Origin of the sequence: Serratia sp. JSRIV002, from assembly GCF_019968725.1 — a bacterium.
Taxonomy (GTDB): Bacteria; Pseudomonadota; Gammaproteobacteria; order Enterobacterales; family Enterobacteriaceae; genus Chania; species Chania fonticola_B.
Genome location: NZ_CP074143.1, coordinates 456,304 through 471,350 on the forward strand (window position 1 = coordinate 456,304; position 15,047 = coordinate 471,350).

Sequence of the window (15,047 nt, forward strand, 5' to 3'; positions counted from 1 at the left end):
GAAAAAGTAACGAGCAGAAATACCTTTATAGGCTTGTAGCTCAGGTGGTTAGAGCGCACCCCTGATAAGGGTGAGGTCGGTGGTTCAAGTCCACTCAGGCCTACCAAATTCGCACTTGTGCTGCGTTGCACGCGATACGTTTACACCGTAAACGTCCAGTGAGCATGCCTTGCCTGAGCGAGTGGTAAATAAAGGTTTCTGCAAGTGACTGTATGGGGCTATAGCTCAGCTGGGAGAGCGCCTGCCTTGCACGCAGGAGGTCAGCGGTTCGATCCCGCTTAGCTCCACCATATCCATATGGTCCTTGATAATACTTCAGAGTGTACTGGCAACAGTATGCTGCGAAGTATTTTGCTCTTTAACAATCTGGAACAAGCTGAAAATTGAAACATGACAGCTGAAACTTATCCCTCCGTAGAAGTATTGGGGTAAGGATTAACCTGTCATAGAGTCTCTCAAATAAACAGCACGACAGTGTCTCTGTTTACAGAAACACCTTCGGGTTGTGAGGTTAAGTGACTAAGCGTACACGGTGGATGCCTAGGCAGTCAGAGGCGATGAAGGGCGTGCTAATCTGCGAAAAGTGTCGGTAAGGTGATATGAACCGTTATAACCGGCAATACCCGAATGGGGAAACCCAGTGTGTTTCGACACACTATCGTATGGTGAATACATAGCCATACGAGGCGAACCGGGGGAACTGAAACATCTAAGTACCCCGAGGAAAAGAAATCAACCGAGATTCCCCTAGTAGCGGCGAGCGAACGGGGAACAGCCCAGAACCTGAATCAGTTCTTGTGTTAGTGGAAGCGTCTGGAAAGTCGCGCAGCAAAGGGTGATAGCCCCGTACACTAAAATGCATTAATTGTGAGTTCGATGAGTAGGGCGGGACACGTGACATCCTGTCTGAATATGGGGGGACCATCCTCCAAGGCTAAATACTCCTGACTGACCGATAGTGAACCAGTACCGTGAGGGAAAGGCGAAAAGAACCCCGGCGAGGGGAGTGAAATAGAACCTGAAACCGTGTACGTACAAGCAGTGGGAGCACCTTCGTGGTGTGACTGCGTACCTTTTGTATAATGGGTCAGCGACTTATATTTTGTAGCAAGGTTAACCGTATAGGGGAGCCGTAGGGAAACCGAGTCTTAACTGGGCGAATAGTTGCAAGGTATAGACCCGAAACCCGGTGATCTAGCCATGGGCAGGTTGAAGGTTGGGTAACACTAACTGGAGGACCGAACCGACTAATGTTGAAAAATTAGCGGATGACTTGTGGCTGGGGGTGAAAGGCCAATCAAACCGGGAGATAGCTGGTTCTCCCCGAAAGCTATTTAGGTAGCGCCTCGTGAACTCATCTTCGGGGGTAGAGCACTGTTTCGGCTAGGGGGCCATCCCGGCTTACCAAACCGATGCAAACTCCGAATACCGAAGAATGTTATCACGGGAGACACACGGCGGGTGCTAACGTCCGTCGTGAAGAGGGAAACAACCCAGACCGCCAGCTAAGGTCCCAAAGTCATGGTTAAGTGGGAAACGATGTGGGAAGGCATAGACAGCCAGGATGTTGGCTTAGAAGCAGCCATCATTTAAAGAAAGCGTAATAGCTCACTGGTCGAGTCGGCCTGCGCGGAAGATGTAACGGGGCTAAACCATGCACCGAAGCTGCGGCAGCGACGCTCAGGCGTTGTTGGGTAGGGGAGCGTTCTGTAAGCCGTTGAAGGTGAACTGTGAGGTTTGCTGGAGGTATCAGAAGTGCGAATGCTGACATAAGTAACGATAAAGCGGGTGAAAAACCCGCTCGCCGGAAGACCAAGGGTTCCTGTCCAACGTTAATCGGGGCAGGGTGAGTCGACCCCTAAGGCGAGGCCGAAAGGCGTAGTCGATGGGAAACAGGTTAATATTCCTGTACTCGGTGTTACTGCGAAGGGGGGACGGAGAAGGCTAGGCTAGCCGGGCGACGGTTGTCCCGGTTTAAGCGTGTAGGGGGGTGTTCCTGGTAAATCCGGAACGCTACCAACCCTGAGGCGTGATGACGATGCACTACGGTGCAGAAGTAGTTGATGCCCTGCTTCCAGGAAAAGCCTCTAAGCATCAGGTAACATCAAATCGTACCCCAAACCGACACAGGTGGTCAGGTAGAGAATACCAAGGCGCTTGAGAGAACTCGGGTGAAGGAACTAGGCAAAATGGTGCCGTAACTTCGGGAGAAGGCACGCTGGCGCGTAGGTGAAGAGACTTGCTCTCGGAGCTGAAGCCAGTCGCAGATACCAGCTGGCTGCAACTGTTTAATAAAAACACAGCACTGTGCAAACACGAAAGTGGACGTATACGGTGTGACGCCTGCCCGGTGCTGGAAGGTTAATTGATGGGGTCAGCCGCAAGGCGAAGCTCTTGATCGAAGCCCCAGTAAACGGCGGCCGTAACTATAACGGTCCTAAGGTAGCGAAATTCCTTGTCGGGTAAGTTCCGACCTGCACGAATGGCGTAATGATGGCCAGGCTGTCTCCACCCGAGACTCAGTGAAATTGAACTCGCTGTGAAGATGCAGTGTACCCGCGGCAAGACGGAAAGACCCCGTGAACCTTTACTATAGCTTGACACTGAACATTGAGCCTTGATGTGTAGGATAGGTGGGAGGCTTTGAAGTGTGGACGCCAGTCTGCATGGAGCCAACCTTGAAATACCACCCTTTAATGTTTGATGTTCTAACTCGGCCCCGTGATCCGGGGTGAGGACAGTGTCTGGTGGGTAGTTTGACTGGGGCGGTCTCCTCCCAAAGAGTAACGGAGGAGCACGAAGGTTAGCTAATCACGGTCGGACATCGTGAGGTTAGTGCAAAGGCATAAGCTAGCTTGACTGCGAGAGTGACGGCTCGAGCAGGTACGAAAGTAGGTCTTAGTGATCCGGTGGTTCTGAATGGAAGGGCCATCGCTCAACGGATAAAAGGTACTCCGGGGATAACAGGCTGATACCGCCCAAGAGTTCATATCGACGGCGGTGTTTGGCACCTCGATGTCGGCTCATCACATCCTGGGGCTGAAGTAGGTCCCAAGGGTATGGCTGTTCGCCATTTAAAGTGGTACGCGAGCTGGGTTTAGAACGTCGTGAGACAGTTCGGTCCCTATCTGCCGTGGGCGTTGGAAGATTGAGAGGGGTTGCTCCTAGTACGAGAGGACCGGAGTGAACGCACCACTGGTGTTCGGGTTGTCATGCCAATGGCACTGCCCGGTAGCTAAGTGCGGAAAAGATAAGCGCTGAAAGCATCTAAGCGCGAAACTTGCCTCGAGATGAGTCTTCCCTGGGCCTTTAAGGTCCCTGAAGGAACGTTTAAGACTAAGACGTTGATAGGCTGGGTGTGTAAGTGCAGCGATGCATTGAGCTAACCAGTACTAATGATCCGTGAGGCTTAACCTTACAACACCAAAGGTGTTTTAGAGTAGACGACAATTTTCAGCGAAGTTCCGAGATTGGTTCTGGTGGTTACGAAAGTAACGGCCAAGAATGAAACAGAATTTGCCTGGCGGCAATAGCGCGGTGGTCCCACCTGACCCCATGCCGAACTCAGAAGTGAAACGCCGTAGCGCCGATGGTAGTGTGGGGTCTCCCCATGCGAGAGTAGGACACTGCCAGGCATCAAATAAGCCAAGAGGCCATCCGAAAGGATGGCCTTTTTGCTATGGGTCGGAAACAGAAATGCCCCTCACCCCCACCCTCTCCCAGAGTACCAGCCGAGAACAACTGAACACCCGTGCGGAGGGAGAGGGAGCCGTCCGGCGTTGTGGATAAGCGAGTGCAGCTTCGGCAAGTCGGAACCTGTGATGAACTCATGCCGTTTCGGCAGTGATGAGTAATCAGAAAGATAAGAAGTTCAGAGGAATACCAGCGGACTCGATCGGTTCCCTCTCCCTGTGGGCTGAGTGATCCCCAGTAATATGGTCAACATCCCATGACCATATTACTGTACTCCTTTCCTAATATTTTCAGCGCATTAACTATTTTTATCCTTCTCACTATTATGGGGCGGTCTCGTAATATCTCCCAGGCAAGCCTCAGATATGACAGGACTCTCCTGTCTTTCACCGTATTGGCCTGATAATGGCGATGGAGTTGTTTCTTTTCTGCCATATACCCCGTCAGCCACATCACCAGGCTCGCCATGGCCGCCACTACACTCAGCACCTCCAGGCGTCCTTTACCCTGACTCCGCCCATACCTCATCCCATACCCGAAGCGGTGACTCTTTTCATCGCGGAAGTTTTGCTCTATCTGCATCCGACGGCTATAGAGTGTCATTATCTGAGCGGGCTCCAGACCTTCCACGTTGCTGAACAGTAGCCACGGTTCCTGCGCGCTTTTTCTATGTTCTTTTTCTGTTTTTGACTCAGTCCCTTTTCCATGCCGCCCTGCCGATGGACGCTTTTGCAGATAAAGGCTGCCACCGCAAGGGAGTTTGGGTTTACGCGCAAGCACACCATTGCCGACTTTCCGGGGGCTGGCTTCTGCCTGAAGTTCACTGACTTTCATCCAGTGTTTGCTTCCTTCAGGACGGAAGCAGATAACACCTTTGACCCTGCCCGTAAAAAACCAACCCAGTTGGCTTATATGCCTGAACCAGTCAGTTCTGAAGCCTGCATCCGTGATTATCGTGACGGACTTTCCAGCGGGAATGGCCGCGTGCAGGCGGTCAAGGAAGGCGCACTGTACCTGACTGTTTTGTGCCAGTTTGGCAGGCACGACTTCGCTCATCAGCGGCAGTGAACGGCCATTACAGATCAAGCTGGCTCGCAACAAGTGCCAGTTTTTGTCGTGCCATCCAGTCCAGTCGACAGCAATAACGCAGAACGGCATCAATGATGTGATAGCACCGGTAAGCAGTTGCTGGATGCGAGGCAGGTCGCGATGAAGAGCGGTATTACCGAGGGTTCGATCGGCTCGCTTGATTTTATTTTTGACGTGGGCCTTACCTGGAAGCATGCGGCCGATGCTGGTTAGCGTCAGGTCAGCGCCGTTGCAGAGTGCAGCGGCCATATCTGTAAGTCCCTTAATACGAAAGGAATGGATACCACGTAAAGACGCGGAGAAAAATTTCTGGCAAACTGTTTGTAAAGGCACGATGAGGTCTCTTCTGTTTTGTTAGCGCAACCAGTAGATCACACTTCATCGTGCCTTTCATTTTTTTCTGGGGATACCTCAGCCCTGTGGGAGAGGGTTAGGGTGAGGGTAAGGGTATGACTCGCTCTGACAAATTAACCTGCCAGAAGACCCAGCAGGCTAACTCTTTAAAGCAGGGCCGAGTCAACCTCAGCCCAAATGAACGCCTTAGTGTGCACTTCCCTGCGAAATCCCCAGCCCGGTTTGTGAACGTACAAACTGGGCGCGGAATTTCACGCGCTCTTGCTGCCCAACCAACGAATTGTCGGTCACAGAGAAGAACCAGGTGCCGATAAACGCGACGAGCATAGAGAACAGCGCAGGATATTCGTAAGGATATATCGGTTTGGCATGGCCGAGGATCTGTACCCAGATAGTTGGGCCCAGGATCATCAGGATCACTGCGGTTAACAGACCAAGCCATCCGCCGATCATTGCTCCCCGTGTGGTCAGACGTGACCAGTACATGGAAAGAATGATGATTGGGAAGTTACAGCTGGCCGCAATGGAGAATGCCAGCCCCACCATAAAGGCAATGTTCTGCTTCTCAAACAGGATCCCCAGCGCAATAGCCACCACCCCGAGCAACACCACGGTGATTTTGGAAACTTTCAGCTCATCACGCTCGGTTGCTTTGCCATTTTTGATGACGCAGGCATAGAGATCGTGAGAAACCGCAGAAGCCCCTGCCAAGGTTAGCCCGGCAACCACCGCCAGGATCGTGGCAAATGCTACCGCAGAGATAAAGCCAAGGAAGAAGTTCCCTCCCACCGCGTTAGCCAAATGCACCGCTGCCATGTTGTTACCGCCCAGCAATGCGCCGCTGGCATCCTTGAAGGCCGGATTGGCACTGACCAGCAGGATCGCACCGAAACCGATAATAAAGGTCAGGATATAGAAATAACCGATAAATCCGGTGGCATAGAACACGCTCTTACGCGCTTCTTTGGCATCGCTAACGGTGAAGAAACGCATCAGGATATGTGGCAAACCGGCGGTACCGAACATCAATGCCAGACCCAGGGAGAGGGCGGAAATAGGGTCGGAGACCAGTCCACCCGGGCTCATGATGGCAAGCCCTTTCGGATGCACCTTCACGGCTTCGGCAAACAGGGTATTGAAGTCAAAGTTGACGGATTTCATCACCATCAGCGCCATAAAGCTGGCACCGGCCAACAGCAGCACGGCCTTGATGATTTGCACCCAGGTGGTCGCCAGCATGCCACCGAACAGGACATACAGCACCATCAATATGCCGACCAAGATAACGGCGACGTGGTAATTGAGGCCGAATAACAGCTGGATCAATTTACCCGCGCCCACCATCTGGGCGATCAGGTACAGCGCCACTACCACCAGGGAACCACAGGCCGATAGTGAGCGGATCGGCTTCTGTTGCAGGCGGTAAGAGGCCACGTCGGCGAAGGTATATCGGCCAAGGTTGCGCAGCCGCTCGGCAATCAGGAACAAAATGATTGGCCAGCCAATCAGGAAGCCGATGGAATAAATCAGCCCATCATAGCCGGAGGTATAAACCAGCGCGGAGATACCGAGGAACGATGCCGCAGACATAAAGTCGCCGGCGATAGCCAGGCCGTTTTGCAACCCGGTGATGCGCCCGCCAGCGGTATAGTAATCCTGACGAGAGCGGGTACGTTTGGAAGCCCAGTAGGTGATATAAAGAGTGGCACCGACGAACAGCAGGAACATGATGATGGCCTGGATGTTCAGCGGTTGGCGCTGTACTGCACCACCAATGGCATCGGCATGGCTTAGGCCTGGCAGGGCCAACAGTGCGGTAGCTGAAAGTAGGCGCTTCATTGCTTCACCTCGCGCAGGATTTCAGCATTCAGGCGATCGAATTCACCGTTGGCACGATAAACATAGATCCCGGTTAACACGAAAGAAATCACGATCAATCCCACGCCAACCGGGATCCCACGGGTAATGGTTAATCCGGGACCGAGTGGAGTCCCCAACCACTGAGGATCGAAGGCGATCAGCAAGATAAAGCCGACGTACAGCGCGAGTGTGATCAGTGACAGGAGCCAGGCGAAACGGCTGCGCTTTTGCACCAGCTCCTGAAAGCGCGGGTTTTCTTCAATCCTTTGATAAATATCTTCATTCATCCGAGTTTCTCCAATAGGTATTGAACAAGTACGCCACGCGATACCCTTCCAGCTGGCAAATTGGCGCTCTGCGGGCCGCCTTGACCCATCCCAGCCAAATGTCTGGGATCGGCTTTACTGCAGTTGAAAGCTTTCAGGTATACAGGCCGTTCAGCTGCGTATGGCAGATGAACGGCCGGAGGCAGCGCGGATTAGGATGGAACTTTCATTGATTGTTTCTCTTCCAACAGTTTTTCGACTACAGCCGGATCCGCCAGCGTTGAGGTATCCCCCAGGTTGCTGGTATCACCGGCGGCAATTTTGCGCAGAATACGCCGCATGATTTTGCCAGACCGCGTTTTTGGCAAAGAGTCGGTCCAATGGAGAATGTCAGGCGTGGCAATCGGCCCGATTTCCTTACGCACCCAGTTACGCACTTCGGCATACAGTTCCGGCGTTGGCTCTTCCCCATGATTCAGGGTGATATAGGCATAAATCGCCTGGCCCTTGATGTTATGCGGAATACCCACCACCGCGGCCTCGGCAATTTTGGGGTGGGATACCAATGCGGATTCAATTTCGGCGGTGCCCAGACGGTGGCCGGAAACGTTCAGCACGTCATCGACACGGCCGGTGATCCAGTAATAACCATCTTCGTCACGGCGTGCGCCGTCACCGCTGAAGTACATACCTTTAAAGGTAGAGAAGTAGGTTTGCTCGAAGCGGTCATGGTCACCGTACAGGGTCCGCGCCTGACCCGGCCAAGAATCGGTGATCACCAGGTTGCCTTCACAGGCGCCTTCCTGCGGGGTGCCCATATTGTCGACCAATGCAGGTTGCACGCCAAAGAATGGGCGAGTGGCGGAGCCAGCCTTCAGCTCGGTAGCACCTGGTAGCGGGGTGATCATGAAGCCACCGGTTTCGGTCTGCCACCAGGTATCAACGATCGGGCATTTGGCGTTACCAATCTTGTTGTAATACCACTCCCAGGCCTCTGGGTTGATCGGCTCACCCACGGAACCCATAATGCGCAGCGAATCGCGTTTGGTGCCTTCGATTGCTTTATCGCCTTCGGCCATTAGGGCGCGAATTGCCGTTGGTGCGGTATACAGGATATTGACCTGATGCTTATCCACTACCTGCGACAGACGGTTTACGCCTGGGTAGTTCGGCACGCCTTCAAACATCAGCGTAATGGCACCGCAGGCCAATGGGCCATATAACAGGTAGCTATGGCCGGTAACCCAGCCCACGTCGGCGGTGCACCAATAGACGTCGCCATCATGGTAATCAAAGACGTATTTGAAGGTCAGTGCGGCGTAAACCAGATAGCCCCCAGTGGTATGCACCACGCCTTTCGGTTTGCCGGTTGAGCCTGAGGTATAGAGGATAAACAGCGGATCTTCCGCGTTCATCTCTTCCGGTGGGCAGTCGGCAGATACGCCTTCGGTAAGCTCATGCCACCAGAGATCGCGCCCTTCTTGCCAGTACCCCGGCTTGCCGGTGCGTTGGAAAACCACCACGTTGTTGACGCTTTTCACCCCTGGGTTCTTCAGCGCATCATCGACGTTCTTTTTCAGCGGTACTGCGCGGCCAGCACGCAGCCCTTCATCAGCAGTGATCACCAGTTTGGCGTTGGAGTCGATAATACGACCCGCTACGGCTTCTGGGGAAAAGCCCCCAAAGATCACCGAGTGCACGGCGCCAATGCGCGCACAGGCCAGCATGGCGACGGCGGCTTCAGGCACCATTGGCATATAGATGGCCACCACATCGCCTTTTTTCACCCCGAGCTTTTTCAGCACGTTGGCGAACTGGCAGACATCGTGATGCAGCTGTTTGTAAGTCACTTTGGCTGATTGGGTAGGATCGTCACCTTCCCAGATGATGGCGGTTTGGTCGCCGCGTTCGACCAAGTGGCGGTCCAGACAGTTCGCTGACAGGTTAAGGGTACCGTCTTCAAACCAGCGGATGCTGATGTGGCCGGGATCGAAGGAGGTGTTCTTCACTGAGGTATAGGGCTTGATCCAATCGAGGATCTTGCCGTGCTCGCCCCAGAATGCCGCTGGGTCTTGTACAGATTGTTGATAATACTGCTGGTATTGCTCCGGATTAATCAGGGCACGATCTGCAATTGCAGAAGGAATGGCGTGTTTGTGCAGTTGGCTCATGGTTTTTCTCCTTAGAATTGTTAATGATATGTCAACTGATGGTTAAGTATAGTTTGCCATGACGGTTTGTTTCTTTTTTGGGCGGCAGATCACGCAACGAAGATGTTGATTTGTAATAGTTACTGTCGTAATTGTGTTGTGTAACTGTTTGGTTGACGGTGAAAAGACGGGAATGGGCGTATTTCTGTTAAAAAAGTTTTTAGATAACTAAAAATATAGCGCGAGATATCGGCTTGATGGTGCCAGAAACAATAAGGCCAAGGTTATATTTTACAGCAGATCTGATCTTATTAATGGCTGCTATAAATACTTAGCGCCATTGTTAGCAGCAACCTATCGGAGGCTTATTTTATCTGTCTTTATTATGTCTGTTTTCTTGAAAATACAAATAAGATGTTTGGTGAATGATTTTGCGATCATTTATTAGTTGTGTGAATCATATTGAGAGTTATCTTAGTCTGTTAAAGGGGGCATGTGAGGAGTTTATTTTCTTTTACAAAACTTTTTGTTAACAATATATAAACATAATTTCAGACTAAATATGCAAATGCAATGACAAATCACGCACTTTTATTTGGATTAAAAATCGTCCTATCCAATGGGCTGTTGTTCTGCTCAAGCTAAAATTATGTTTTTTAGAACAAGTAATTATGTTGCGATTCGTTTTTTGTTTGTTGGTTTTTTGCTGGTGAAACGGACAAAATCGAGATGAAACAAGGCTTGCAGAAGCCCGCCTTCAGATGGTACAGATTTATACTGCGTTACACCAAGGGCAGTTGGCGTAGAGGTTCACAAACATAAGCCTGTAATAAATGATTAAGTATTCCTTCCGGAGCCTAGGTGTGTTTAACACGTTGGTACGGAGTCTTTGAGGACTTTTTGGGTATGAAAAATGTAAAAATCAGCCTGGCCTGGCAAATCCTGATCGCGTTGGTATTGGGTATTATCTTGGGCGCAGTGCTGCATAATCAAACGGAATCGCGTGACTGGATGGTCAGTAATATATTGAGCCCCGCCGGTGATATCTTTATTCGTTTGATCAAGATGATCGTGGTGCCTATTGTTATTTCCACGCTGATCGTCGGTATTGCCGGTATTGGTGATACCAAAAAGCTGGGCCGTATTGGATTGAAAACCATTATCTATTTTGAAGTGATCACCACCATCGCCATCATCGTGGGTGTGACATTGGCTAATGTTTTTCAACCCGGGCACGGCATCGACATGTCGGCGCTGACCGCGGTCGATATCTCACAGTATGAAAAAACGACGGAACAGGTGCAAAGCGGCTCACATAGCCTGGTGGCCACCATCCTTTCGTTAATTCCTTCTAACGTGTTCTCGTCGATGGTCAAAGGCGACATGCTGCCGATCATCTTCTTCTCGGTGCTGTTTGGCCTGGGCTTGTCTTCCTTGCCGAAGGAGACCAAAGAGCCGCTGCTGAAGGTGTTCAAAGCGGTGGCCGAGAGCATGTTCAAGGTGACACACATGATCATGCGTTACGCCCCTATTGGGGTGTTTGGTCTGATCTCGGTCACGGTTGCCAACTTCGGTTTCGCTTCGCTCTTGCCGTTGGCCAAACTGGTAGTGCTGGTTTATTTCGCTATTGCCTTTTTTGGTTTGGTGGTTCTGGGGGCCGTTGCACGGCTGTGTAACCTGCGTATCTGGACGCTGATCCGCATCTTGAAAGAAGAGCTGATCCTGGCTTACTCAACGGCCAGTTCGGAAACCGTGTTGCCGCGTATTATCGAAAAGATGGAGGCCTACGGCGCGCCAAAATCCATCACCAGCTTTGTGGTACCTACCGGCTACTCTTTCAATCTGGACGGTTCTACGTTGTACCAGAGTATTGCCGCCATCTTTATTGCACAGCTGTACGGTATTGAGCTGTCGCTGGGGCAAGAGATCATTCTGGTGCTGACGCTGATGGTGACGTCAAAAGGGATTGCCGGTGTGCCGGGTGTCTCCTTTGTGGTGCTGTTGGCGACCTTGGGCAGCGTAGGTATTCCGCTGGAAGGTTTGGCGTTTATCGCCGGCGTTGACCGTATCCTCGATATGGCGCGTACGGCTCTGAACGTGGTGGGCAATGCGCTGGCGGTGTTGGTGATTGCCAAATGGGAACATCAGTTCGACCGTAAAAAGTCGCTGGCCTACGAACAGGAGTTCCTGGCCAGTAAAGTGACCCCTGCCAATCAGGCTTAAGTAACTCCCTCTTTTTTTCTCAAAACCCGCCGTTGGCGGGTTTTTTATTGAATGATGGCCAAATTGTTCCAATACTAGCGCTCTCTGTAAGGTCTGCTCAGGATGAGATTTACCCAATGAAAAGATATGCGCTGTTGCTGGTGTTGTTATCCCCCTATGTTCAAGGGCAGACGCTGGATGCCAACGATCCGCTACGGCGTGTCATTCTGGATCAGATGCGTGCCAATATCGGCTATCCCACCGATATCCAGTTTGTGGTTAAACAACTGAGCGTTTCCGGCTCGCAGGCGTATTTCTGTGCCACTGCCAAAACCAATGATGGCAGCGGTAGCGCCAAAATTAACGGCAAGACGGTGGTCTACGATCGAGAATTGCAGCAGTCAGCGGAAGGCTTCTGGACGACGGTGAGCAATTTTGACTCTTATGTCGACTCACCAGCGCAGGCCCAATGCCATAGTACTCTTCAAGATGAACCCGCTGCGAGCGGGTGCCAAAACGTCGGTCTTTATGATGCCGAGCGTAAGCCGTTGCTTGATGCGGTCCGGCGCAGTTATCAAGGGGCTATTACCCAACCCAGATTTGTGGTTTCTCACCTGTGCACAACCGGCAAGATGGCGTATTTCTGCGGGCGGCTGGAAGGGGAAGAGAGCCAGGATCGGCAAGGGATGAATTACTACGATGCCATTATGGCCAAAGATGGCAAGGCAGAGTGGCAGGCGCTGATGGTTGAAAGCAAGACGGTGGAGAAGTGTAGCTTCAGTGGGCCTGCCGCGGCGATCACCGAACAAAAGTTGCTGGAAGCGGTGAATCAGCCACTCGTTCAGGAGATCGATGATGGCATCAAGGTTGAGATGCTCACTCAGTTCCAGCTATTCCAACAGGCGGTCAAGACGGCGGATATGGCCTATTTAAAGGCGCATATTGTCTTCCCGCTTGAGAACGTCGCTGATACCTTTCTGGCAGGAACGCCTGATGAACATCAACAGAGCATTACCCCTGCACTGTTTGACCACTATGCGCAGCAAATCAGGGATGGCTTGAAGGAAATACCGCTGCTGGGTGTCAATCTCGCTAAAAAGCAGGTGACTGATTTCCGGGTGAACTCATTAACCCCTTTGGAGCAAGCCAGAAAATACTTCCCAGCCGAGGAGGACGGGCAGTTCTATTACAATGATGGGACTAAGAAAGTGTTGGTTGAAGGCACCTGCGATTCGGTCGGATCGGGGGATTTTGAGGGTGGAACGCTCGCTGTATTTATCGGCACTGGCTCAAACCTGATGATCCCTGGGCTGTCAGAGGTTTGTGAAGGGGGAATGCGTGTGGAGTTTACTCTACAGCAAGGGACGTTGATGCTGACCAGAATTGATTTTGTCGGTTAAGCCGCTTACAAACCTTAACCGGCTCACAGCGGGGCGCTGCATGCTGCGCCCGCCTATCTAATCAATCTCTCACTGGCGCTGCATGAACTTACGCAGCGCTATCATGCCGATCATCAAGATGGCACCTGGCAACCAAACCCACAGTAATTCCGACATGATCACCGCATGCCCAGCAGGAGTCAGGTATTTCTCGAGGCTAAACGGCGCTACGCGGATCACCTGCCAAGGCGCAAAGAAACGCTCATCACTCCATGGCCATAGCCAGCCGACGCCTTTGCCCCCGGTGGTCACCGAATCCAGCAAACTGTGGGATAACAGCGAGATAAACAGGAATAACCAGGTCTTGACGGGGTTAGTCTTGAACCAGCGGTAGAACAGCAGTGCCAAGCTAGGCATCAGGAACGCAAACAGCAGTGAATGCGTGAAACCGCGATGGCCAAACTGATTGCCGTAAGCCACGCCGAATTTAAACGCTAATACGTCGGCATCCGGCAGCATAGACAGTATCACGCCCGCGAGCAGCAAGCGGGGCGGTATGATTTTCTGGCCCAACCCTAAACCAAGACATAACGGCACTGCGGCGTGGGTAACGATCGTCGGCATAACTCTCTTCCATGATGAGGGGCAACACTGTGCTTATTATGGCATAGCCATATCGGGCCGATCGCCACTTCGCTGCACCATCGAAATAATGATGCTGAATAACTCTTCCTTTGCCTGGGCTGCCGTAATCGCGCCACAGCTGGTGGCGTAGGACAACCCTTCCGCAGAGCCGAGCATACCCCATAGTGCGGCGTCCTGAAGCTGGTTATCGCAGCAGAAGGGGGCAAAGAGTTGGCGGCATTTCTCGATGAACACCACGGCGTAATCATTCCTGATTTTCTCAAGCTCGGGCGTACCGGCTAGTGCAGCCATGACGCTAGGCATTTCACGGCCTTGCAGCAGCACGCACTCAATGTAGGAAGTGGCAATCACCGAGGCTAAGGCCTCCAGCTCCGGTTGGGTATTTTGGATGGCTTCATCCATCCGCGCGGTTTGACGATAATCAAATTCTTGATATAGCGCGGCAAACAGGCCCGAACGGTTGGTGAAATGGTCATACACGACCGGCTTGGTGATGCCCGAGCGTTCTGCCAGATGGCCGAGCGTCAGCGCTTCGGTGCCTTCTTCATGAATGATTTCCCATGCGGTTGCCAGCAACTGCTGATAACGCTCTTCTCTCGATAGCCGAACTCGCGAATGTGGTTTGGAGACCATAGCCATGTTTACCCGTTGACAGCGTTATATACTAAAGGTAACTTACCGGTGGTAACTTACTGTTGGTATATAGAGTACGTTTTATACCTCGCCCTGACAATAGGAGCCACCCCCAATGCACGCACTCATCGTTGTTTCCCATCCTCTCGATATGTCATTAACCCATGGCGTTGCAGCCGCCATTGCCGAAGGGATAGCGGCCGCCGATCCTGCCAATACGTTTGAAATTGCCGATCTCACTCAGGAAGGTTTCGATCCGGTGTACGGTGCTGCTGATATCGCCGCATTTTTAAAAATGGCCACCGTTCCCGCGGATATTCTGGCCGAGCAGAAGCGTATCGATAGCGCGGATGCCCTGGTTCTGGTGTTCCCAATCTACTGGTGGAGTATGCCTGCCTTACTGAAGGGCTGGGTAGACCGCGTATTTTCCAATGGCTGGGCTTATGAAGAGACGGCAGATGGGGCGGTGGTCAAGAAATTGGGGCATTTACCGGTGCATTTGGTTGCTCTTGGGGCGGCAAGCAAGGGCGTTTATGACCGTCACGGCTTTACCGATGCCTTTAACGCACAGATAACGCACGGTATTTTTGATTATTGTGGCGCTTCGGTTAAGACATCTGAAATGCTACTGCTGCCAGAACTGGGGGAGCCAAAGGCTTACCTCGATGCAGCGTGTCAGATCGGGCGCACTGTTTTTCAACCCGCTTACGCCGAGTAGTCCGCTGAGGAGGGAGCGCAATAAAGCTTCAAAAAATCAGTTGCGAGCGCCCCTCACC

At 52.1% G+C, this 15,047-nt stretch carries 9 protein-coding genes, 2 tRNA genes and 2 rRNA genes; 7 read left to right on the plus strand and 6 right to left on the minus strand.

Annotated features, from left to right (window positions below):
• Positions 1-29 precede the first annotated feature (29 nt).
• The 4 genes from KGP26_RS02005 (at position 30) to rrf (ending at position 3,635) form a co-directional block, all read left to right on the plus strand.
• A tRNA-Ile gene (locus KGP26_RS02005) sits at positions 30-106 on the plus strand.
• Between the two features lie 108 nt (positions 107-214).
• A tRNA-Ala gene (locus KGP26_RS02010) sits at positions 215-290 on the plus strand.
• Between the two features lie 219 nt (positions 291-509).
• Positions 510-3,417, plus strand: a 23S ribosomal RNA gene (locus KGP26_RS02015).
• 102 nt (positions 3,418-3,519) lie between these two features.
• Positions 3,520-3,635 (plus strand): 5S ribosomal RNA (gene rrf, locus KGP26_RS02020).
• Positions 3,636-3,939: 304 nt separating this feature from the next.
• On the opposite strand, the gene KGP26_RS02025 is transcribed toward rrf, so the two are convergent.
• The 4 genes from KGP26_RS02025 to acs form a co-directional block, all read right to left on the minus strand.
• Entirely contained in the window at positions 3,940-5,031 is a 1,092-nt protein-coding gene (locus tag KGP26_RS02025) for an IS4 family transposase (protein WP_223664561.1), read from the minus strand.
• A 291-nt stretch (positions 5,032-5,322) separates the two neighbouring features.
• On the minus strand, positions 5,323-6,975 hold the full coding sequence (gene actP, locus KGP26_RS02030) for a cation/acetate symporter ActP (RefSeq protein ID WP_021808071.1): 1,653 nt from the start codon (positions 6,973-6,975) through the stop codon (positions 5,323-5,325).
• Positions 6,972-7,283: a DUF485 domain-containing protein gene (locus KGP26_RS02035; protein ID WP_021182245.1), complete on the minus strand. Its 312-nt coding sequence runs from the start codon at positions 7,281-7,283 to the stop codon at positions 6,972-6,974. Before KGP26_RS02035 ends, actP begins: the two co-directional genes overlap by 4 nt.
• Before the next feature lie 191 nt (positions 7,284-7,474).
• Positions 7,475-9,433 (minus strand): acetate--CoA ligase, encoded by a 1,959-nt coding sequence (gene acs, locus KGP26_RS02040; protein WP_223664955.1) that lies wholly within the window; start codon positions 9,431-9,433, stop codon positions 7,475-7,477.
• A gap of 885 nt (positions 9,434-10,318) precedes the next feature.
• Between acs and gltP the strand changes: the two genes are divergently transcribed.
• Positions 10,319-11,635: a glutamate/aspartate:proton symporter GltP gene (gene gltP / locus KGP26_RS02045; RefSeq protein WP_021808073.1), complete on the plus strand. Its 1,317-nt coding sequence runs from the start codon at positions 10,319-10,321 to the stop codon at positions 11,633-11,635.
• Between the two features lie 116 nt (positions 11,636-11,751).
• Positions 11,752-13,014 (plus strand): hypothetical protein, encoded by a 1,263-nt coding sequence (locus KGP26_RS02050; protein ID WP_223664956.1) that lies wholly within the window; start codon positions 11,752-11,754, stop codon positions 13,012-13,014.
• Positions 13,015-13,083: 69 nt separating this feature from the next.
• On the opposite strand, the gene KGP26_RS02055 is transcribed toward KGP26_RS02050, so the two are convergent.
• The gene (locus tag KGP26_RS02055; RefSeq protein ID WP_223664957.1) at positions 13,084-13,617 is read right to left on the minus strand and encodes a metal-dependent hydrolase; all 534 of its coding nucleotides are present in this window, start codon (positions 13,615-13,617) and stop codon (positions 13,084-13,086) included.
• Positions 13,618-13,653: 36 nt separating this feature from the next.
• Entirely contained in the window at positions 13,654-14,277 is a 624-nt protein-coding gene (locus tag KGP26_RS02060; RefSeq protein ID WP_223664958.1) for a TetR/AcrR family transcriptional regulator, read from the minus strand.
• Positions 14,278-14,386: 109 nt separating this feature from the next.
• Between KGP26_RS02060 and KGP26_RS02065 the strand changes: the two genes are divergently transcribed.
• Positions 14,387-14,989 (plus strand): NAD(P)H-dependent oxidoreductase, encoded by a 603-nt coding sequence (locus tag KGP26_RS02065; RefSeq protein WP_218519966.1) that lies wholly within the window; start codon positions 14,387-14,389, stop codon positions 14,987-14,989.
• The last annotated feature ends 58 nt before the right edge of the window (positions 14,990-15,047 follow it).

Coding starts and splice junctions, on each gene's coding strand:
- KGP26_RS02025 (WP_223664561.1), bottom strand. CDS start 5,031: ATGGCCGCTGCACTCTGCAACGGCGCTGACCTGACGCTAACCAGCATC.
- actP (WP_021808071.1), bottom strand. CDS start 6,975: ATGAAGCGCCTACTTTCAGCTACCGCACTGTTGGCCCTGCCAGGCCTA.
- KGP26_RS02035 (WP_021182245.1), bottom strand. CDS start 7,283: ATGAATGAAGATATTTATCAAAGGATTGAAGAAAACCCGCGCTTTCAG.
- acs (WP_223664955.1), bottom strand. CDS start 9,433: ATGAGCCAACTGCACAAACACGCCATTCCTTCTGCAATTGCAGATCGT.
- gltP (WP_021808073.1), top strand. CDS start 10,319: ATGAAAAATGTAAAAATCAGCCTGGCCTGGCAAATCCTGATCGCGTTG.
- KGP26_RS02050 (WP_223664956.1), top strand. CDS start 11,752: ATGAAAAGATATGCGCTGTTGCTGGTGTTGTTATCCCCCTATGTTCAA.
- KGP26_RS02055 (WP_223664957.1), bottom strand. CDS start 13,617: ATGCCGACGATCGTTACCCACGCCGCAGTGCCGTTATGTCTTGGTTTA.
- KGP26_RS02060 (WP_223664958.1), bottom strand. CDS start 14,277: ATGGCTATGGTCTCCAAACCACATTCGCGAGTTCGGCTATCGAGAGAA.
- KGP26_RS02065 (WP_218519966.1), top strand. CDS start 14,387: ATGCACGCACTCATCGTTGTTTCCCATCCTCTCGATATGTCATTAACC.